The sequence below is a fragment of the Aggregicoccus sp. 17bor-14 genome (genome assembly GCF_009659535.1).
In the GTDB taxonomy this organism is placed as follows: domain Bacteria; phylum Myxococcota; class Myxococcia; order Myxococcales; family Myxococcaceae; genus Aggregicoccus.
Genome location: NZ_VJZZ01000005.1, coordinates 19,878 through 38,771, shown reverse-complemented (window position 1 = coordinate 38,771; position 18,894 = coordinate 19,878). Strand labels below are relative to the sequence as shown.

The window sequence follows — 18,894 nt, the reverse complement described above, 5'->3', positions numbered from 1 at the left end:
ACGGCATCACAACCCTTTGGATCAATTGGGGAATTGCCCGCACGCTTTCCCCTATGCTGCGCGCCGCATGCTCCGCCCCCGCGCCCTGCTCGCCACGCTCGCCCTCGTCCTGCTCGCCGCGCCCGGCGCCCACGCCGCGCCGCGAAAGACCCGCAGCAGCACCTCGAAGAAGGGCCGCGCGAGCGCTCCGGCGAGCGAGCCGCAGCCTTCCGAGGCCGCGAGCGCGCCCGCGCAGCAGCAGGCGGCGCCTTCGCCGGCCGCCGAGAGCAGCGCGCCGGCCGCCGCGCCTGCGCCCGCGCGCACCGCCGCCGCGAGGGCCGAGCCCGCGCGCGCGCGCCTCGCTGAACAGGCCCCCGCGGAGCCCCCCGCGCGCCTGCCCCCGCCGCGCATCGGGCTGGGGCTGGACCTCTTCGGCGAGGGCAGCCAGATGTCCGGCGGGCAGTGGATCGACTCGAGCCACCGCGAGGAGTCCTTCGAGTACGGCAGCAGCAAGTTCGTCTCCGGCAGCGCGTGGCTGCTCTTCGCGAGGAGCGAGCGGCTGCGCTTCGGGCCCGGCGTGCGGGTGTTCGGCAACTACTCGGCCGGCGGCGACCGCCCCTTCACCTTCGGCGTGCTCACCGAGGCGCTCGCGCTCGCGGAGTACGGCCTGCCCGTGCACGGGCCCTACGAGGCGGTGCTGGGCGCGCGCGGCGGGCTCGCGATGCTGCTGCCCGGCGGCGCGCTCGCGGACGAGATCAACCGCCTGCGCACCGAGGGCGCCGGCGTGTGGAACGTGCCGCGCTTCGGCTGGACGCTGGGCCTGAGCGCGGGCGCGCGCCGCAAGATGACCGAGCGCATCAGCCTGCGCGCGGACCTCGGGCTGCAGATGGAGCGGCTGTACCTCTTCGCCACCGACCAGGAGGTGGAGGGGCTGCACTTCCAGAAGAACTGGACCACCCGGACGCTGCGGCTCGGGCTCACGCTCGGCGCCGAGTTCGCCCTCTAGAAATGGACCTGCGGATGCTCCCACGCCTCCCCCGTGCGGCCCTCCTCCCGCTGCTCCTGCTCGCCGCGTGCTCGGGCGACCTGCCCTTCGGCCCCGAGAACGTCGCCGTGGGGCCGGGCGCCATGGTGGGCAACGGCGAGCCCGTGACCAGCGGCCACTTCGCGGGCGGCCAGGACGTGCTGCCCGCCCCGCGCGCGGGCGCCAGCGTGGCGGACGACACGCGGCCCCCCAACTGCGACGCGGACTGCGAGGCCTACTGCGCGGGCGCCGGGCTGCAGAACCCGGTGAACCGCGGCCTGTGCAGGAGCCTGTGGGGCGTGGGGCTCGCGCCGCGCCCCATCGTGGCGCAGGAGGCCTGCCGCAGGCTCTTCATCGACCTGGTGGGGCGCGTGCCCACCGCGGACGAGAGCGAGGCGGCCTGCGGCGCAGGCGGCGACTGGGGCGCCACGGTGGAGAGGCTCATGGGCGAGGACGCCTTCGTGGCGCTCAACCAGCGCCGCGCCGCGGACCGCTTCCTCTACAGCAACGAGGTGGTGAGCGTTCAGGGCATCTACGACATGGACAACCTGGTCGCGAAGCTCTACCGCGGCCTCGTCCCCTACGATCAGTTCGCCGAGGTGGCCAGCGCGCACCCGGTGCTGGTGCGCCGCAACGCGGACCCCGGCGACCGCGCAGAGAGCCTGTTCCGCCAGTTCCTCGGCCGCCCGCCCTTCGAGAGCGAGAAGGCGGACATGGCGCGGCTCTACCGCACCTGGCACTCCGGCTACTACGACCACGCCTACCTCAACATGCGCCTGCCGGACGCCTTCGTGCGCTTCCCCTGCGCCGGCGACGACGGGCAGGTGGACGACACGCTGCGCGGCGAGTGCACCAGCGTCCTGTGGGGCTACCACGAGCTCTCCTTCACGCCGGACCTGCGCGCGAGCCGCGACCCCAACCTGAACCAGCTCACCACCTGGAGCGGGCTCTTGCGCCCCGAGGAGTGGGAGAAGCTGCAGGTGCCCGGCCGCATCCTCGCCTCCCAGCGCGCCTTCTGGGAGAAGGCGGTGGACGACGTGGTGGAGCAGTACCTCGGCTACAACCTGGACGCGCAGGTGCCCGAGGTGCGCGAGGAGCTGGTGCAGTGGCTCTTCCAGAACAACGGCGACATCCGCAGCGTGCACCACGCGGTGGTGACCTCGGTGGCCTACCTGCAGTCCACCGCGGGCGAGAGCAGCGCGCGCTACCGCTGGACCTACGGGCCGCTGAAGCAGATGGAGGCCGAGGTCTGGCTCGACTCGATGTCGCCGGCCGCCGGCCAGGACCCCGGCCGCTGTGACCACCGCATCAGCCGCCCGCAGGCCTTCCTGGACGCGAAGAGCCTCTCGGCCTACCGCGTGCTGCAGGCGAGCCAGTGGCGCCTGGACGCGAAGGGCAACGTGGACACCGCGTACGCCACCGTGGCGCGCACGCTGGGCGGCTGCCCCGAGAACGTGGCCGGCGGGCGCTTCAAGGTGGTGAGCATCCTCACCACGGCCACCCAGCTCGACTTCGTCAACGCGCTGTGCAACCCGGCGCTGGAGAAGGGCGAGGCGGCGGACGCCGCGGCCCCCGCCGAGCGCCTGCTGCCCGCGGGCACCGCCGCGACGCGCGTGCTGGACGCGGGGCTCGCGCAGTCCATCGGCACGCTGCAGTACCGCGCGCTCCTGGGCCGCAGCCCCAGCGCCGACGAGCTCGGCGAGCTGCAGACCGCGGGCGCCGCCTGCGCCGCGGGCACCTGCACCGCGGAGCAGTTCGCCCGTCCCCTCTGCTTCGCGCTGCTCACCAGCGCCGAGCACCTCTTCTACTAGCGCGCCTCCGGAGCCTTCACGCACATGAGCGACGACTCCCAGCCCAAGAATCCCGGCCGACGGGCCCTCCTGCAGGGCCTGGGCGCGGCCTCCGCGGCCCTGGCCTTTCCCCAGCTGTGGCTGCCGCGCGCGGCGTACGCGCAGACGGCCGGCCGCGGCAGCGTGAAGCACCTGCTCTACATCCGGCTCGCCGGCGGCTTCCGCTTCACCACCGCCTTCAACGGCGACGTGGACTCGGGCTTCAACCCCTTCGGCCGCTCGGAGCACCGCGCCGCGGGCACCGAGTGGGGCGTGGGCAAGCTCCTGGACGAGGCCTCGTGGCTCTCGGGCAAGGACGACGCCACGAAGCAGCGGGTGGCGCTGGGCATGAAGCGCGCCTCCGAGCTCTCGGGCGACATGTGCGTGCTGCCCTGCGTGGACCACGAGCCCGCCTCGGGGCGCGCGGACGGCAACCACGGCACCGGCCTCGAGCGCTTCCTCACCGGCTTCGTGGGCGGCACCACCAGCTTCCTCACCTACGTGAACGCGGGGCTCAAGGACCGCCCCACCGGGGGCCAGACGCTGCTGCCCGCCTTCAGCCTCGGCGAGGCGGGGATGGCGCTGGGCGCAGGCAGCCTCGCCGCGTACCGCCCGCCGGTGCTGGACGGCGCGGGCTTCGAGCGCTTCGGCTTCGACGCCGAGAACACCCTGCCCGCGTGGGCGAACGCCATGGTGGGCGGCCTGCAGAGCCGCTACCAGGCCCGCCTGCACTCGGCGCTGCGCAGCCCCGCCGAGGCCTACCAGCAGTCGCGCGACCAGACGCGCGCCTACGGGAAGATCTTCCAGGACCCGCTGCTCAAGGTGGCCAACGACGCCACCACCGAGGTGGACGGCATCAGCAACCGCGACCTCTCGGTGCTGCTGGGCACGGACACCACCGGCCGCCGCGCCGCGCTCGCGCTGCGCCTCTTCCACTTCGGCTGCCCCGCCGTCTTCATGAACCAGGGCGGCTACGACATGCACTCGGACGAGCAGGACAACCTGCCCACCACGCTGGACGGCGCGAACCGGCTGCTCGCGGGCGTGAATGCCGCGCTGAAGAAGATGGTGCACCCGGCGGGTGGCACCTACTGGGATCACACGCTGGTCGTGGTGGGCAGCGAGTTCGGCCGCACCACCGGCGGCCAGAAGTTCAACTCCGCCAACGGCAGCGACCACGGCAGCGACCTGGCCACGCGCTGGATGTCCATGCCCCTGATGGGCGGCGTCATCGCGAAGGCGGGCAAGGGCGGCAAGAGCCTGGGGAGCTGCCGCGCCTCGGACCTCAAGGCGCAAGGGCCCGTCTACTCCTACCGCGCGGTGCTCAAGACGCTGCTGGACCTGCTGGGCGCAGACCACAGCCAGGTCTTCACCGCCGACAGCCCCATCCAGGACCTCTTCCGGTGACCGCCATGCGCACGCGCTCCCTCGCTTCTGCTCTCGCGCTCTCGCTCCTGCTCGCGGCCTGCGGCGGCCGCGGCCCCGAGGTGCACCAGGTGGAGGGGCTCATCCCCTTCACGCCCGTGCGCCCCACGCTCGCCGAGGCCGTGAGCGCGCCGCGCTACACCGGCTCGGACCCGCTGGTGCAGGAGGCGCAGGCCACCTACCCCACGGGGCTGGACCTGCACCGCAAGCTGGTGATGCGCACCTGCGGCGGCACCAACGGGGTGTGCCACAACCAGAAGGAGTACCCGGACATGCACACGCCGGCCGCCTTCAGCACCCTGCTGAACGCGCCGTGCAACGTGCAGCCCGGCAGCTGGTCCACCGTGTTCGACCGCTGCGAGCGGGTGGGGGACCTGTTTCGGCTCGAGGGCCAGGGCGGCGCCGCCTCCCAGCTGGGCTGGCTCGACTACGTCCCGGGCGACGCGCCGACGCTGGACGACGCGCACCTGCCGGACGAGACCATGCCGGGCCTGCACGTGGTGCTCGCGGACCCCGTGCCCGGCACCTTCACCCAGCGCTGGTTCACCGGCACCTTCGTGCGCAACTTCGTCAACGCGCAGGGCAACCTCGAGGGGCTCGCCTTCGCGCAGTACACCACCACGTGGTGGCCGCTGCCCGGCAACCGGCGCCACCTCTACGGCCAGGTGGCCGAGTGGCAGCGCGAGGACGCGGCGGCGCTCGCGGTGAGCGGGCTGGTGCAGGGAGACCACAACCGCAACGGCCACTTCGGCGCGCAAGGGGGCGCTCCCACGCCGCTCATCCGCCCGGGCGTGCCCGAGCAGAGCTACCTGGTGGCGCGCCTGCGCGGGCACATGGAGGGCCAGGTCATCCCCGGCTCGCGCATGCCGCTCGCGAACCAGCCGCCCTCCGTGCCGGACATGCTCGCCCTGGTGTGCTTCATCGAGGGGCTGCCCAAGGGCTGGGACGGCTCGCAGGGCGCGTGGAACCTCGCCTCGGACATCAACTTCGAGAGCTGCTCGTACAAGACCCGCCAGGACGAGCTCAACGTGGTGGGGCAGGGCGTCACCTTCAGCGGCCGCATCAAGCCGATCATCGACGCGAACTGCACCGGCTGCCACGTGAGCCCCAACCCCTCGGGCAACCTGGACCTCACCGGTAACACCTACCAGCGCCTGCTCGAGGCGAGCGTGGCCCGCCCCGACCTGAAGCTCGTGCAGCCCGGCCAGCCGGAGAAGAGCTACCTGTGGCTGATGCTGGTGGGCGACGGCAGCACCCAGCGCCGCCGCATGCCCCTCAACGACCAGGGCCAGAGCGTGCCGCTGCCGCAGGACCAGCTGGACTCGGTGCAGAACTGGATCCTCGCCGGCGCCCTCAACGACTAGGCCGCGTGCCTTCAGTGCCGCGGCTCGGGCCGCGGCGGCAGCGCCGTGTGCATCGAGGTGGGCACGGACATGGTGGGCGCGGCGCCCAGCTGCTGCATCAGCCCCATCACGTCCCACATCTCCCAGTTCTCCACCTCCTTGTCGCCCGCGAAGCGCGCGATGCCGATGCCGCGCACCTCCACCCGGTGGCCGGTGGGCGCAATGTCCATGAGCTGCCCGCGGTGCGTGCCGGTGGCGGTCCAGCGCACGGTGGCGTTGGAGCCGCTGACGAGCACGTCGTCGATGCGGAAGCGGAGGTCCGGGAAGGCGCCGCGGAACAGCTGCACGATCCCCTTGAAGCCCTCGCGGTCCACGTCGCCGGCGAAGGCGTCGTGGTTCACGTAGTCCGCGCTGCAGTTCTGGTCGATGAAGCTCAGGTTGCCCTTGTGCCAGATCTCGTCGAAGGCGCGGCGCACCTGCGCGCCGATGTCGATGGCCATGGTGCACTCCTCCTGCGTTGGTCCCTCCCGGAGGTGGACGGTGCGCAGGACGCGCGCGTGCGGGGAGCGCCCGCGCGGTACCAGCGCGCGCGGCGGGCCGCTGTGCGCAGCGCGCCTGCGAGCGCCCGTGTGCGAGCGGCAGGTGGAGCGCGCGAGGAGTGCATCGCCTGCACGGCCCGCGCTGCGCAGGAATGGGTGCCCCGCGCTGGACGAAGGTGCTACGGGTTGCGGCGCACGATCTCCGCGTTGAGCACGCCGGCGAAAGCCACCCACCCGAGGTAGGGCACCATCATCCGTGCGGCCGGGCGGTCCACGCGCCGGGCGGCCGCGGTGTAGCCGGCGATGCTCACCCAGAGGAGCCCCAGGTCCGCGAGCGCGGTGCGCTTGCGGCGCTTGCCGAAGAAGAGCCAGCTCCAGGCGGCGTTGAGCCCCAGCTGCACGCCCCACAGCTCGAGCGCGAGCGAGCGTGCGGCGCCCGAGGGCTTGCGCCACACGCGCCAGCCGGAGAGCGCGATGAGCCCGTAGAGGGCCGTCCATGCGATGGGGAAGGCAGCCGCGGGAGGCTGGAAGGGGGGCTTCTTCAGGCGGCGGTACCAGCGCTGGGTACCCCCGTCCGTGGAGCGGGCGCCGAGGGTCGCCGCGCCGGCGGTAAGAGCGGCGAAGGTGCCCAGGCCCACCGCCGAGCGGCGCTGCCACGCGGGACTCGTCTGCATCGTGCCTCCGGGAATGGGCTGCGGGCTGGCGGAGAAGATGCGTCCGCCTCCGCGGGCGTGCCGGCGGACAGGGCCTGGTCGCTCGCCCGGCAGGGAGCCCCCGCTTCCCTGAGTGCTATCTCCGTGCCCGCACTGCCCGTACATTGCGCCGCATGGCGGCGCGCAGGTCTCGGACGGGGTGGGTGGCACTGGGCGTGAGCCTTGCCCTGCACCTGCTGGTGCTCTTCGCCCTGCACGCGAAAGCCCCCGCACCGCCGACGCCCCGGCCCCCTGCGCTCGAGGTGGAGGTGGTGCACCTGCCTCCTTCGCCCCCGGCCCAGGTGGCGTCCGCGCCCGCGCCGCCCCCGGCGCCCGCCGCTGCGCCCTCGCGCGTGCGCAAGCGCAAGGAGGAGCGCACGGCGCAGGCCCCTGCCGCGCCTCCCGCCGCGCAGCCTCCCGCCGCTGCGCCCAGCGCCTCGGACGTCCCGCGCGCACCCGCAGCGGATGCCCCCGTCGCAGACCGCGGCACGCTGCTCACCCCCACGCTGCGGCCGCCTCCGCCACCGCCCGACGACGGCGTGCGCGTGGAGGGAGGCGAGGGCGGGCTGCAGGCGCGCGGGCCCAGGGGGGACGTCGCGGGCAACATCCTGCGCGAGTCCCAGGGGCAGCAGAACGTGGCGCGCGGCAGCGTGCACGCCTACTTCGGACAGCTGCGCGACGTGCTGGAGGCCGTGTGGAACGTGCGCCGGGTGGCGCGCGAGGACCGCCGCAAGAGCCGCGTCGGCGCCCAGGTGCGGCTCACGCAGGGCGCGGACGGCGCGCTGCGCGCCATCGAGCTGGTGTTCTCCTCGAGCGACGACGACATCGACAAGGGACTCATCCAGGACCTGCGCGCCGCGGCGCACGACCTGCCGCGGCCTCCGCCCGAAGTGGTGCGCGGGCGCGCCGAGTTCACCAGCCTCTGGACCTTCCAGTTCATGGCCCGCTCGCCCTACCGCGCGAAGGGGGCCATCGCGACCTTCGACGTGATGAACCTGGTGGACAAGAAGGCCATCCCGCCGCCGCTCGACAAGCGCGTGGAGCTGCTCGAGGCGAACTGAGCAGCGTCAGGTCGCGCGCCGGGCCGCGGCGGCGTGCAGCACCCGCAGCTGCCGGGCCACGCGCTCGAGCTGGGCCTGCAGCAGCGGCTCGTGCGGAGTGGCGAGCTCCGGCAGCTCGGGCAGGGGCTGCGGCGTGCGGTCGTGCAGCACGGCGTTCGCCACGTCTTCCAGCACGCCCGTGGCCACCTGCTCCAGCTGCGCGAGCCCCTCGGGTGCCCGCGCGTCCGCGCGCTCCGGTGGACTCGCGGCGATGGCGGTGATGGAGGTGGCGAGCCGCCGCGTGTACATCATCAGCGTCATCCACGGCTCGATGCGCTCGCGGCGGCTGCGCGGCTCGGAGAGCAGGCGCTGGAAGGAGACCTCCGCGTTGATCGCCGCGAGCCCCAGCGCGCGCCGCGCCTCTCCGAGCGCCGCAGGGCGCGGCTCCCCGCGCCAGGCGGCCAGCGCCTCGTGCAGGTAGGTGGCATCCGCGCGCAGCGCCCCGGCGAGCTGCTCGGGGAACAGCTCGTGCTCGGAGCGCTCCCACAGGAGCCACGTCCCCGCGAGCGCGAGCGTGCCGCCGATGAGCGTGTTGACGATGCGCACGCCCGCGAGGCTCCAGTCCCCCGAGCCCACCTCCGCGAGCAGCACGAAGGTCACCGTGAGGAAGATGGTGTACAGCCCGTAGTTCACCGCGATGAGCGCCACGCTCGCGGCCACGGTGAAGAAGGAGAGCACCATCAGCCCGCGCGGGTCGTGCAGCCACGCGGCCACCAGCGCCGCGAGCACCCCGCCCACTACCGTGCCCACCACGCGCTGCAGCCCCTTGAGGAAGGTAGGGCCCGTGTTGGGCAGCATGATGGTGAGCACCGTGATGGTCACCCAGTAGCCGTGGCTCTGGTGCAGCGCGCGCGTGAGCGCCACCGCCGCCGCCGTGGTGACACCCACCCGCAGCGCGTGGCGCAGCACCATGGAGGAGCCCGTGAGGTTCTCGCGCAGGGGCTCGAGCAGCGGCCGGCGCTGGGCCTCGGAGGCTGGCCCCGGCGGCGCCTCCGGAGGGGAGGGCAGGTGTCCGCTCGAGAGCCCCAGCGCCGCCTCGCGTGCCGTCTCCGCGTAGCCGCGCAGCTGCCCCAGCAGCCGCAGCACGTGCTGCGCGCGCGCCCGGTCCACCTCGGCGAGGCTGGAGGGCAGCCCCGCGCGCAGCGCCTCCGGCAGGGGCGAGAGCGCCGCGGGCGGAGCCGGGTGTCCCTCCGTCTCCGCCACCCGGGCCAGCTCGCGCTGCGCCTGCGCGAGCTCCGCGAGCGCCCGCGCGACCTGCTCGCGCCAGGCCGTCAGCGCGGGAGCCGCGGAGAGGCTCTCCAGCAGGTCCGCGAGCGCGATCAGCCCCGCGAAGCTGAGGTCCGCGCTCTGTAGCAGCACGAGCAGCGCCTCGCCGCGGCCGCGCTCCTGGCGCCCGCGGCGGATGTCCGCCAGCGTCTGGCGCGTCTCCTCCAGCGTCGCGCGCAGGGCCGGGTGGTGCGCGGGGATGAGCGCCGCCCACCCCTCCGCGCTCGCACCCGGAGCCTGCGCGCCCACCGCCGCGCCGTAGTCCGCCACCGCCCGCAGGGTGCGCGCCACTGCGAGCCGCGCAGGACGGTAGCTGCGGATGGGCCACAGGAGCAGCGAGAGCAGCATGGCCCACAGCGCGCCCACCAGCAGCGCGCCCGCGCGCACGAGCGCCTCGCGCGGCGTCGTCACCGGCAGCGCGAGCGAGATGACGAAGGCGCTCGCGGCGATGTTGCCCACGAAGGCCGCGGTGGCCCCGTACACGCCCAGGTAGCTGCAGGCCGTCACCCAGAGCAGCGTCGCCGGGATGGCCACCCACGCCTCCTGCCCCGCGAGCGCGCCCACGCCCACCGAGACCGCGCACGCGAGCGCCACCGCGCTCATGCCGCGCGCGCGGGCCTGGTAGGCGCCGCCGCGGTCCGCGAAGGAGGCGTTGAAGCCGCCCACGCACATCCACAGCCCCGCGGCCGCGTGCGCGGGGCCCACCAGTGCCATGGGCAGGAGCGTGGCCACCGCCGCGCGCACGCCCGCCTTGACCGCCGGGCGCACCGGGGCCAGCTGCGCCACCTGCTTCGCGTGCTCGACGAGACGGCGCGTGAGCATGGCCCGCTAGTAGCGCCAGCTGCGCGTGTCCGCGCCCTTCGGAGCCGTGCGCAGGAAGTGCTCCACCAGCAGCCGGATATGGCGGTCGTGGTAGGTGAGCCGCGACTCGAAGTTGAGGTGCTCCGCGTCGCCGCTCCAGCAGTGCCCGTCGCGCGCCCCGTAGGCGAAGACCACGTCCGGCTTCGGGTCCTTCAGGGTCTGCAGCCGCTCCTCGAGCAGCTTCACCGCGCCGTCCAGGTAGTAGGTGTCCAGCGTGCCCACGTTCACCCGCAGCTTGCCCTGCAGCTTGGGGCCCAGCGTGGCCCAGTCGCGCGCGAGGATGTGGCTCAGGTCGTAGTGCTCGCGCCAGTAGGCCGCGACCTGCGGGTCGATGGCGCCGGTGCGCTTGTCGAAGATGCGCTGCGGGTAGCCGTCCTGACCGACCGGCGAGTACACCGCCTCCCAGATGTCGAACTGCTCGCCCGAGCGCGAGTGCTCACCCAGCACCAGCTCCATGCGGTTGTCCTGCTCGATGGTGCCGCTGGTCTGCCCCAGGGCGTTGCGCGTGGAGGCGCGCGGCGTGCGGCGGAAGGGCCCTTCCGAGAAGAAGGCGTTGGGCTCCTCGTAGAGGTTCGCCGTCTCGTAGGCGCGGAAGTCCACCGGGTCCGGGCAGTTGGCCACCGCGCCGTTGAAGTCGTCCGGGTAGAACACCTGCGCCGCGATGGACTCCCAGCCGCCCGTGGAGCCGCCGTACATGCCGCGCGCCCAGGCGCCCTGGCCGCGGAACTGCTTCTCGATGGCAGGGATGAGCTCCTTCACGATGGCGTCGCCGTAGGGGCCCACGTTCGCGGAGTTCACCGCGTAGGAGTCGTCGTAGTAGGGGTTCGCGTGCTGGATCTCCATCAGCAGCACCCGCGGGAAGCCCTTGCCGGTCCACTGCTGGAAGAAGCGGTAGCCCGCCTCCTGCACCATCCGCTTGTAGCCGTGCTCGTTGCACTTGTTGCCGTGGCCGTTGGGGCAGTCCTGCGCGAGCCCCGCCTTGTCCACCGGGGGAAGCCCCTCGTCCGCCGGCGTCTCGCGCCAGCCGGAGAGCTCGCGGCTGAAGTGGCCGTGCGCGACCATCAGCGGGTAGCGCGCCTGCGGGTGCGTGTCGAAGCCCTCGGGCAGCAGGACGATGGCCGCCAGCTCCATGTCGCGCCCCCAGAACTTCGAGAGCAGCTCGCTCTTGATGCGCACGTGCTTCACGTACTTCGTGTCCGGCGTGGGCGGCAGCTCGGGCAGCGCGTGGTCGAGCACCAGGGAGATGGGGCCGCCCGACTTCGGATCCAGGTGCACCCGCTGCGGCGCGCTCACCCAGTTGCCCGGCGCGAGGTTCCAGTGCTGGCCCTCGCCGCGGTCCATCGGCAGCTTCACCGTGTGCCCGTCCGCGCGCTTGAACGTCTCGTAGCGGTGCAGCACCGCCTGCACCACGTAGTCGCCCGCGGGCAGCTGGGAGAGGGAGTCGAGCGGGTAGCCGAGAACCTCCGCCCCCACGCGCACCTCCTGCCCGGCGGTGAGGCCGTTCACGTCCACGCCGAAGAGCTGCGCGCTCTCGTTGTCCCCGGAGACCTGGAAGCGCGGCTCCATCGACGCGTCCTTCGCGACGACGACGAGGAGGCGGCCATCGGCGGGCGCGGTGGCCAGCTGCGGGGACACGCTCACCTGGAAGTGCGGAGACTCGGGCGCGGGGGCGGGGGCCTGCGCGGCGGGCGCGGGGCGGGTCTCGTCCGCGCGCGGGTGACAGCCGAGGACTGCGAGGGCCAGGAGCAGCGGGGGCAGAGGGCGCATGGCGCGCGACGATAGCGGCTCCCGACGCGCGCAGGGGCGCTGCGTTCTTCCGCAGTGCCCAGCAGTCGCCACGCGACGGCGAAGGCATCGGGCGCGTACCCGGCTCGTCTCGTGAGTGCGAGCGGGCGGCCAAGCCCCTGAGGTGGGGACGGCATTCCGGTCGTCGAGCGCGGCCAGGGGGCGGCCCGGCTACCTGCTCGGGGGCGTCTGGGGGACGCGCGGCTTCTCGCGCGAGGTGGCCGAGCCATAGACGGTGATGGCGAGCTCTGCAGCCATCTCGCTCAGAGCTGCGACGGCGGCAGGCGACAGGACGAAGTCCCGGGAGTGGGGGCGTTCCCCTGCCAGGATGCCGATGTCCAGACGCCGCTGGCGGCACGCGTACCAGAGGGCCCGTGCCGATGCGGGGAGCGAGGCCACCGCATCGGCGAAGAGGAGCACGGCTTCCTCAGCGGTCGCTGGTTGTGTGTCGAGCTCGAGCACCGCCCAGTGCACCTCCTGGTGCAGCGCGAAAGCAAAACCCTGGAGCGCTTGGAGCAGGGGGGCGAGCGCAGCATCGCTGCGCAACTCGAGATCGACGTTCAGAAAGTGCGTCTCGCTGGTCTCTTCCACGGCCCGGCCCTCCTCGAGCGCCGCTCCACCCACGTCGAGGTGGGCACGGAGCTCGCGCGCGTTGTAGCCCAGGCGGGGAGCGAGGCCACTTCCCTCAACCCGGCCCTCTCCCAGGGGGAGAGGGGACATGTACACTGTGCGGCGCCCATGGCCCGCCCCGAGGACACCACCACCGCGCGCAGCCCCCACGTCACCGTGGTGAAGCTGCCCCACCGCTGGTTCATCCTCTGCGCCTCGCGCGAGCTGGGCACGAAGCCGCTCGCGCGCACGCTGCAGGGCACGCCCCTCGTCCTCTTCCGCGATGCGCGCGGCCGCCCCGCGGCGCTGCTGGACCGCTGCCCGCACCGCAACGTGCCGCTGAGCTTGGGCCGCGTGCGCGACGGGGAGCTCGAGTGCGGCTATCACGGCTGGCGCTTCGACACAGGCGGCGCCTGCCGCGCCGTGCCCGGGCTCGTCGGAGAGCCGGGGGCGAAGAGCCGCTGCGCGCAGGTGTTCGCCACGCGCGAGCAGGACGGCTTCGTCTGGGCCTACTCCACCGCTGGCGCCGAGCCCACGCACGAGCCCTTCCGCTTTCCCCTCCTGGATGCGCGCGGCTACACCACCGTGCGCCGCGAGGTGCGCGCCCCCGGCACGCTGCACGCGACGCTGGAGAACACGCTGGACGTGCCCCACACCGCCTTCCTGCACGGCGGGCTCTTCCGCACCGAGAAGGCGCGCGGGGAGATCGAGGTCGCGGTGCGCCGCACCAGCGAGCGCGTGGAGGCCGAGTACATCGGCGAGCCCGCGCCGCCCGGGCTCGCCGGAAAGCTGCTCGCGCCGGGCGGCGGCGTGGTGCAGCACTTCGACCGCTTCCTCATGCCCTCCATCGCGCAGGTGGAGTACCGGCTCGGGGACAAGAGCCACCTCATCGTCACCTCGGCGATGACCCCCGTGTCCGACTTCGACACGCGCGTCTACGCCGTCGTCACCTTCCGCCTCCCGCTGCCCGGCTGGCTCGTGCGCCCCTTCCTCACCCCGGTGGCGCTGCACATCTTCCGGCAGGACGCGCGCGTGCTCGAACGCCAGGCCCAGACGCTGCGCCACTTCGGCAGCGAGGCCTACGCCTCCACCGAGCTGGACGTGCTCGGCCCCGCCATCCTGCGCCTGCTGCAGCAGGCCGAGCGCGGGCGCCCCGCGCAGCAGGAGCCCGGCAGCGCCGCGGAGACCATGGTCGAGACGCGCGTGAAGATGCGCGTGTGACGCTGCGAGCCCTCCTCCGATGACTCCTTCCGCACCGGACACGCTCCCTCCCTCCCCCTGGCTGCGGCCCGCGTGGCTGCTGGGCGCGCTCGCGCTCGTCGCGGTGCTCGTGCGCGCGTACCCCTTGCTGCGCGCCGGCGCGTGGGGGCTGCCGGTGGACTACGACGAGGGCGTCTACTTCTCCGCCTCCGCGCTGCTCACGCAGGGGGTGTGGCCCTACCGCGACTTCGTCTTCGTCCATCCGCCGGGGCTGCTGCTCGTGCTCGCCCCCGTGTCCGCGTGGGCGCGCGCGGTGGAGCCCGGGACCGTCTTCGCCCTCGCGCGGTGGGCGAGCGTGGCGGTGGGCGGCGCGAACGTGCTGCTGCTCGGGCGGCTCGCGTGGCGCGCCTGGGGACGGGCGGCAGGGCTGGCCGCGGCCGCGCTCTACGCGCTCCATCCGGTCTGCGTCGCGGCGGAGCACGGGGTGTTCCTCGAGCCCTCGCTCAACCTCTTCGGGCTGCTGTGCGCGGGGGCGGGCCTCGCTGCGCTACAGGAGGGCCGCAGGCGCGTGGGCCTCTGGGCGGGCGTGCTCGCGGGGGGCGCGCTGAGCATCAAGCTGTGGGCCCTGGCCGCGGTGGCGGGCGTGCTCGCGGCGGCGGGGAGACGGCTGCGCGTGGGGGCCTTCGGCGCGGGGCTGGCGCTCGCGCTCGCGGTCCTGGTAGGGCCGTTCGCGCTGCAGGCGCCGGGGCGCTTCCTCGAGCAGGTCTTCGCCTTCCATGCGCGCAGGCCTCCGGACGGAGACCTCTCGCGGCTGCTGCGGATGCAGGAGATGTTCGTGGGCCGCGGCGCGCTGGGGCTCGCGCTCCTCGCGGCCGTGGGGGCGCTCTTCGCCGTGCGCCGCTGGCGTGAGGACGCCGCCGCGCGCTTCGCGTTCACCGGCGCGGTGCTCACCGTCGGAGCCTTCCTCGCGGCGGCCACCTACTGGGACCAGTACAACGCCTTCCTCGCGCCCTTCCTCTGCCTCCTCGCGGCACTCGGCGCGGCGCAGCTGTGGGCGGGGGCAGGGCGCTTCGCGCTCGCCCGCAGGGGCGCGGTGGCGCTCGCGGTGCTGCTCGCCGTGGTCCTGGAGCAGCGCGTGGTGCGGCGCGAGGGGCGGGCGCAGTTCTTCGAGCGCTTCGTGCCGCACTACGCGCCCGCGGAGGGCGCGGACATCTGGGCGATGAAGCCGGCGCCTTGAGGGAGGACGCGGCTCAGGCGGCTGCGGTGCCCTTCGCCGGGGCATCGAGCCCCTGGATGAGCTCGGTGGAGAAGTAGCGCTCCATGCGGTCGGCGAACACCGTCACCACCTGCGCGTGGGGGCCGAGCCTCCGCGCGGCCTCCACCGCGGCCGCGTAGTTGAGGCCGCTGGAGGGGCCCACGGGGAAGCCGCGCTTGATGAGCGCGCGCGCGGTGCACACCGCCACCTCGTCCGAGACGTTGAGCACCTGCAGCCCCTCGAGCCGCTCCTCGCAGTACAGCTTGCTCATCCCGTCCACCACGCCGGGCACGCGCGCGCTGAAGCTGCAGCACTCGAGGTCCGAGCCGGTGAGCCCCGCGATGGGCCGCGCCGCGAAGGGCACCACCGGGCAGCCCGCCTCGCGGAAGGCCTGGTAGAGCCCCACGATGGTGCCGCCCGTGCCCACGCCGCTCACCACGCCGTGCACGAGCCCGCCGGGCACCTGGCTGAGCACCTCCTGGCCCGTCCACACGCGGTGGGCCTCGGCGTTGTCGGGGTTCTCGAACTGCAGCGGCGCGAAGGCCTTGCGCGCGCGCGCCTCGCTCGCGGCGCGCGCCATGGCGCCCGCCATGCCCTCGCTCTTCGGGGTGAGCAGCACCTCGCCGCCGTAGGCGCGGATGGTGAGCACGCGCTCGCGGCTGACGCCCTCGGGCATCACCGCGGTGAAGCGCACGCCCATCTGCGCGGAGGCGAGCGCGAGCGCGATGGAGGTGGAGCCGCTGCTCGCCTCGATGACCTCGCCGCCCGGGCACAGCTCCCCGAGCCGCCACGCCTTCTCCAGCATGTAGCGCGCGATGCGGTCCTTGGTGGAGCCGCTGGGGTTGAGGAACTCGAGCTTGCACCAGATGGTGGGCGCGTCCGGCTGCAGCCGCACCGGCACCAGCGGCGTGGGGCCCACCTGCTGCAGGAAGCGGCCGTCGGCGGGCAGGGGGCGGCAGGGACGGGTGGGAAGGCTCATGGGCGCATTCTGGCACGCCCACCCCCGTCCGGGGACGGGGATGTGCCCCCCGTCCTTTCGTGCCATATCCTTGGATTTCGATGGCGGACCCCTCCCCGCGCCTCCTGTGCGTCAGCGACGATGCCGCCCTGCTCGCGCAGCTGCGCGCGGTGCTGCAGCCGGCAGGCTACGCCGTGGACGCGGCCGCTCCCGGTCCAGCCGTGCAGGCGCTGCTCGGGGAGGCGGCGCTCCTGCTGCTGGACCTGCGGGGGGGCGCCCCCGGGGCGGCGCGCGCGCTGCTCACGGCCCCGGGCGCGCCGCCGCGGCTCGCGCTGGTGGACGCGGCCGCGCTCGAGGCGCCGCCGCCCGCGGGCGCGGACGCCGTGCTGGCGCCGCCGCTGGGGGCGGGGCCGCTGCTCGCGCTGGTGCGCACGCTGGTGCGCCTGGGAAGCGCGGAGGCGAAGGCGCGGGTGCTCGCGAGCGAGCTCACGCGGCGCGCGCAGCTGCTGGACGCGGCGCTCGCCTCGGCGGCGGATGCCTTCAGCATCTACGACCGCGATCGCCGGCTCGTCTTCCTCAACCCGTCCGCCGCGGGGCGCCCGGGCGTGCCGCTGGACGCGCTGCTGGGCCGCACCGCGCGCGAGCTGCCGCTGGATCCGGCGTCGCTCGAGTCCTTCGCGCGCGACCTGGACCAGGCCTACGAGAGCCGGGCCGTGCTGCGCGGGCGCGCGAGGCTTCCGCGCCCGGGCTCGGCGCTGGGGCCGCGCTACACCGAGTACCTCATGTCCCCGGCGCTCGGCGAGGACGGCCAGGTCGAGGCGATGATCGTCATCAGCCGCGACGTGACCGAGCAGCGGCGCGCGGAGGAGTTCCGCGAGCAGTTCATCGGCATCCTCGGCCACGACCTGCGAAACCCGCTCAACGCCGTCTCCATGACGGTGCAGCAGCTCGGAAGGCTCGGCGCCTTCGCGGCCTACCCGCAGCACGAGGCGCGGCTCACCCAGGCCACCGGGCGCATGCAGCGCATGATCCGCCAGCTGCTGGACTTCGCGCGGGCGCGGCTGGGCGGGCAGCTCCCGCTCGTGCGCGCGCCGGTGGACCTGTGCACGCTCGTGCGCGGCGCGGTGGAGGAGCTGCAGGCGAGCCACCCGGGCCGCAGCGTGCAGCTCGAGTGCTGCGCACACGCCCGCGGGCAGTGGGACCGCGACCGGCTCGAGCAGGTGGTGGGCAACCTGCTCGCCAACGCGCTCAAGTACAGCCCCGCGCAGGGCGAGGTGCGCGTCACCGTGGAAGCGGATGAGGACGCAGATGGGGAGTCAGACGGCGAGGTGCGCCTGCTCGTGCACAACGGCGGGGAGCCGATTCCCGCGGAGCTGCTGCCGCACCTCTTCGAGCCCTTCCGCCGCGCGGGCGGCGAGGACGCGGCGGAGGGCGCGTACGCGGCGGGGCTGGGGCTGGGCCTCTACATCAGCGACCAGGTGGTGCGGGCCCACGGGGGGCGCATCGAGGTGCGCTCCTCCCGGGACGCGGGCACCACCGTGACGGCGCACCTGCCGCGCGGCTAGCGCGCGGAGTTGGTGGCGACGGCGGAGGAGCTGGGGACGTTCTCCCAGCGCGCGAGCGGGTTCTTGCTCGGGTCGCGCACGGCGTGGATCTTCCACTTGCCGTCCTCGCGCAGGAAGTCCACCTCGCGCAGCTCCTGGTTGGGCAGGCGCAGCGGGGCGGTGGCCTTGTCGTCGCCGATCAGGGTGACGTCGCCGAGCGTGCCCACCACGTTGTGCACCGCGTAGGGGAAGCCGCGCGAGCTGAGCAGGTCGGCCTTCTTGATCGCGGTGACGTAGAAGTCGTGGCCGTTGAAGGCGCCGAACTTCTCGGGCGGCACCGACATGGTCGTGGCCGCGTACGCGGTGAGCTTCTGCTCCTTGAGCAGCGGCCGCAGCATGGCGTCGTACGCCATGGCGCCCTGCGTGGAGTGCATGGCCCAGGCGGCCTCGCCGTCGCGCTTCTGCACGGCGTCACGGAACGCAGCGTACGCGCTGGCGGGCGAGTCCGACGGGGTGCACCCGGCAGCGGCGAAGAGGAGCGAAACGATGAGTCCGAACGTGAGGCGCATGACCCCTCCCAGAGAGAAGTGCAGGGTGTGGGGACGAATCATGAGGCTTATTGCTGTGCGGGTGCAAATCCACAGCAGCTGCAAATGACGCACTGCCCTGCGGGCGGTGGGGTGAGGTGGGTGCGGGGCGCAGGTACGACCACCGCGCCCGTTGCGCCTACGCGCCAGCCTGCGCGTCGGGCCCCTCGTCCGCGTAGACGCCGCGGTAGGAGGGGGGCAGCAGCCGGGCCACGCGGCGCATCACGGCGTCCACGAGCGCTTGGCGCGGGTCCTCGGCGCCCTGGGCCTCCACCTCGGCCTTGAGCGCCTCGAGCTGCAGCGGGGCGCCGAACTTCACGTCGATGCGCGCGCGGTAGAGGCGCTCGCCGCCCATGTTCGTGTCGTCGATGGGCATCAGCTTCTCGGTGCCGGTGACGGCCATGGGCACGATGGGCACGCCGGCGCGCTGCGCGATGAGCGCCACGCCCTTCTGTGCGCGCATGAGGCTGGCGGTGCGGCTGCGGCCCCCTTCGGGGAACACCAGCACGCTTCGCCCCTCCTTCAGCGTGTCCACGCTGCGGCGCAGCGCCTCGATGTCCGGGGAGCCGGGGCGGATGAAGATGGTGTCCACGGTCTCGGTGGCGAGCCGGGTCATCGCGGTCTGCTGCAGCTTCACGCCCGCGAGGAACCACGCGCGGCGCGGCCGCAGCGCGCGCTGCAGGGTGAGGCCGTCCGCGTTGGAGAGGTGGTTGCAGACGTAGAGCACGGGGTCCGCCGGCACCTCCGAGAGCCCCTCCACGTGGATGTCTGCGTAGTGGCCCCAGACCCGGTCCAGGAGGCGGCGCACCACGGCGCGCCGCGGGCCTTCGGGCAGCAGGGAGAGGGGAGAGAAGAGGGAGGGCAGCAGCTGGCGGAGCATCGCGGCCTCAACCCATCG

16 protein-coding genes are annotated in these 18,894 nt (G+C 73.9%); 8 read left to right on the top strand and 8 right to left on the bottom strand.

Going from position 1 to position 18,894, the window contains the following annotated elements; translation table 11 throughout:
- The first annotated feature begins 67 nt into the window (after window positions 1-67).
- From FGE12_RS11085 to FGE12_RS11070, 4 genes are read left to right on the top strand one after another with little or no spacing between them, the layout of a single operon-like run.
- Window positions 68-985 (top strand): hypothetical protein, encoded by a 918-nt coding sequence (locus FGE12_RS11085; protein ID WP_153866408.1) that lies wholly within the window; start codon window positions 68-70, stop codon window positions 983-985.
- Window positions 986-999: 14 nt separating this feature from the next.
- Window positions 1,000-2,814, top strand: coding sequence for a hypothetical protein (locus tag FGE12_RS11080; RefSeq protein ID WP_153866407.1), 1,815 nt, complete (start codon window positions 1,000-1,002; stop codon window positions 2,812-2,814).
- A gap of 24 nt (window positions 2,815-2,838) precedes the next feature.
- A complete protein-coding gene (locus FGE12_RS11075) occupies window positions 2,839-4,239 on the top strand; it encodes a DUF1501 domain-containing protein (protein WP_153866406.1) in 1,401 nt (466 codons plus the stop codon).
- Window positions 4,240-4,244: 5 nt separating this feature from the next.
- The gene (locus FGE12_RS11070) at window positions 4,245-5,621 is read left to right on the top strand and encodes a hypothetical protein (RefSeq protein WP_153866405.1); all 1,377 of its coding nucleotides are present in this window, start codon (window positions 4,245-4,247) and stop codon (window positions 5,619-5,621) included.
- 11 nt (window positions 5,622-5,632) lie between these two features.
- On the opposite strand, the gene FGE12_RS11065 is transcribed toward FGE12_RS11070, so the two are convergent.
- Together FGE12_RS11065 and FGE12_RS11060 are read right to left on the bottom strand one after the other, a co-directional pair.
- Window positions 5,633-6,100, bottom strand: coding sequence for an ester cyclase (locus tag FGE12_RS11065; protein WP_153866404.1), 468 nt, complete (start codon window positions 6,098-6,100; stop codon window positions 5,633-5,635).
- Between the two features lie 218 nt (window positions 6,101-6,318).
- Window positions 6,319-6,813 (bottom strand): TspO/MBR family protein, encoded by a 495-nt coding sequence (locus FGE12_RS11060; protein WP_153866403.1) that lies wholly within the window; start codon window positions 6,811-6,813, stop codon window positions 6,319-6,321.
- Window positions 6,814-7,007: 194 nt separating this feature from the next.
- On the opposite strand from FGE12_RS11060, the gene FGE12_RS11055 reads away from it, so the two are divergent.
- Window positions 7,008-7,892 carry a TonB C-terminal domain-containing protein gene (locus FGE12_RS11055; RefSeq protein ID WP_153866402.1) on the top strand — a complete coding sequence of 295 codons (885 nt, stop codon included), beginning with the start codon at window positions 7,008-7,010 and terminating at the stop codon, window positions 7,890-7,892.
- 6 nt (window positions 7,893-7,898) lie between these two features.
- Here the strand turns inward: FGE12_RS11055 and FGE12_RS11050 are convergent, their stop codons facing one another.
- The 3 genes from FGE12_RS11050 to FGE12_RS11040 all read right to left on the bottom strand — a co-directional run bounded on the left by FGE12_RS11050 (window position 7,899) and on the right by FGE12_RS11040 (window position 12,434).
- Window positions 7,899-10,019 (bottom strand): FUSC family protein, encoded by a 2,121-nt coding sequence (locus FGE12_RS11050; RefSeq protein ID WP_153866401.1) that lies wholly within the window; start codon window positions 10,017-10,019, stop codon window positions 7,899-7,901.
- Window positions 10,020-10,025: 6 nt separating this feature from the next.
- Complete coding sequence (locus FGE12_RS11045; RefSeq protein WP_153866400.1) at window positions 10,026-11,825, bottom strand: hypothetical protein; 1,800 nt, start codon at window positions 11,823-11,825, stop codon at window positions 10,026-10,028.
- Between the two features lie 189 nt (window positions 11,826-12,014).
- On the bottom strand, window positions 12,015-12,434 hold the full coding sequence (locus FGE12_RS11040) for a hypothetical protein (RefSeq protein WP_153866399.1): 420 nt from the start codon (window positions 12,432-12,434) through the stop codon (window positions 12,015-12,017).
- A 147-nt stretch (window positions 12,435-12,581) separates the two neighbouring features.
- Here FGE12_RS11040 and FGE12_RS11035 point away from each other — a divergent pair, with 147 nt between their 5' ends.
- Together FGE12_RS11035 and FGE12_RS11030 are read left to right on the top strand one after the other, a co-directional pair.
- The gene (locus tag FGE12_RS11035; RefSeq protein ID WP_153866398.1) at window positions 12,582-13,673 is read left to right on the top strand and encodes an aromatic ring-hydroxylating dioxygenase subunit alpha; all 1,092 of its coding nucleotides are present in this window, start codon (window positions 12,582-12,584) and stop codon (window positions 13,671-13,673) included.
- A 19-nt stretch (window positions 13,674-13,692) separates the two neighbouring features.
- Window positions 13,693-14,889: a glycosyltransferase 87 family protein gene (locus FGE12_RS11030; protein WP_153866397.1), complete on the top strand. Its 1,197-nt coding sequence runs from the start codon at window positions 13,693-13,695 to the stop codon at window positions 14,887-14,889.
- Window positions 14,890-14,902: 13 nt separating this feature from the next.
- Here the strand turns inward: FGE12_RS11030 and FGE12_RS11025 are convergent, their stop codons facing one another.
- A complete protein-coding gene (locus FGE12_RS11025; protein ID WP_153866396.1) occupies window positions 14,903-15,886 on the bottom strand; it encodes a PLP-dependent cysteine synthase family protein in 984 nt (327 codons plus the stop codon).
- An 80-nt stretch (window positions 15,887-15,966) separates the two neighbouring features.
- Between FGE12_RS11025 and FGE12_RS11020 the strand changes: the two genes are divergently transcribed.
- Entirely contained in the window at window positions 15,967-17,430 is a 1,464-nt protein-coding gene (locus tag FGE12_RS11020; RefSeq protein ID WP_153866395.1) for a cell wall metabolism sensor histidine kinase WalK, read from the top strand.
- On the opposite strand, the gene FGE12_RS11015 is transcribed toward FGE12_RS11020, so the two are convergent.
- Both FGE12_RS11015 and FGE12_RS11010 read right to left on the bottom strand, forming a co-directional pair.
- Entirely contained in the window at window positions 17,427-17,978 is a 552-nt protein-coding gene (locus FGE12_RS11015) for a hypothetical protein (protein ID WP_153866394.1), read from the bottom strand. The two genes, FGE12_RS11020 and FGE12_RS11015, sit on opposite strands and share 4 nt — an antisense overlap.
- A gap of 157 nt (window positions 17,979-18,135) precedes the next feature.
- Complete coding sequence (locus tag FGE12_RS11010; protein ID WP_228530740.1) at window positions 18,136-18,876, bottom strand: 1-acyl-sn-glycerol-3-phosphate acyltransferase; 741 nt, start codon at window positions 18,874-18,876, stop codon at window positions 18,136-18,138.
- Window positions 18,877-18,894: the final 18 nt, after the last annotated feature.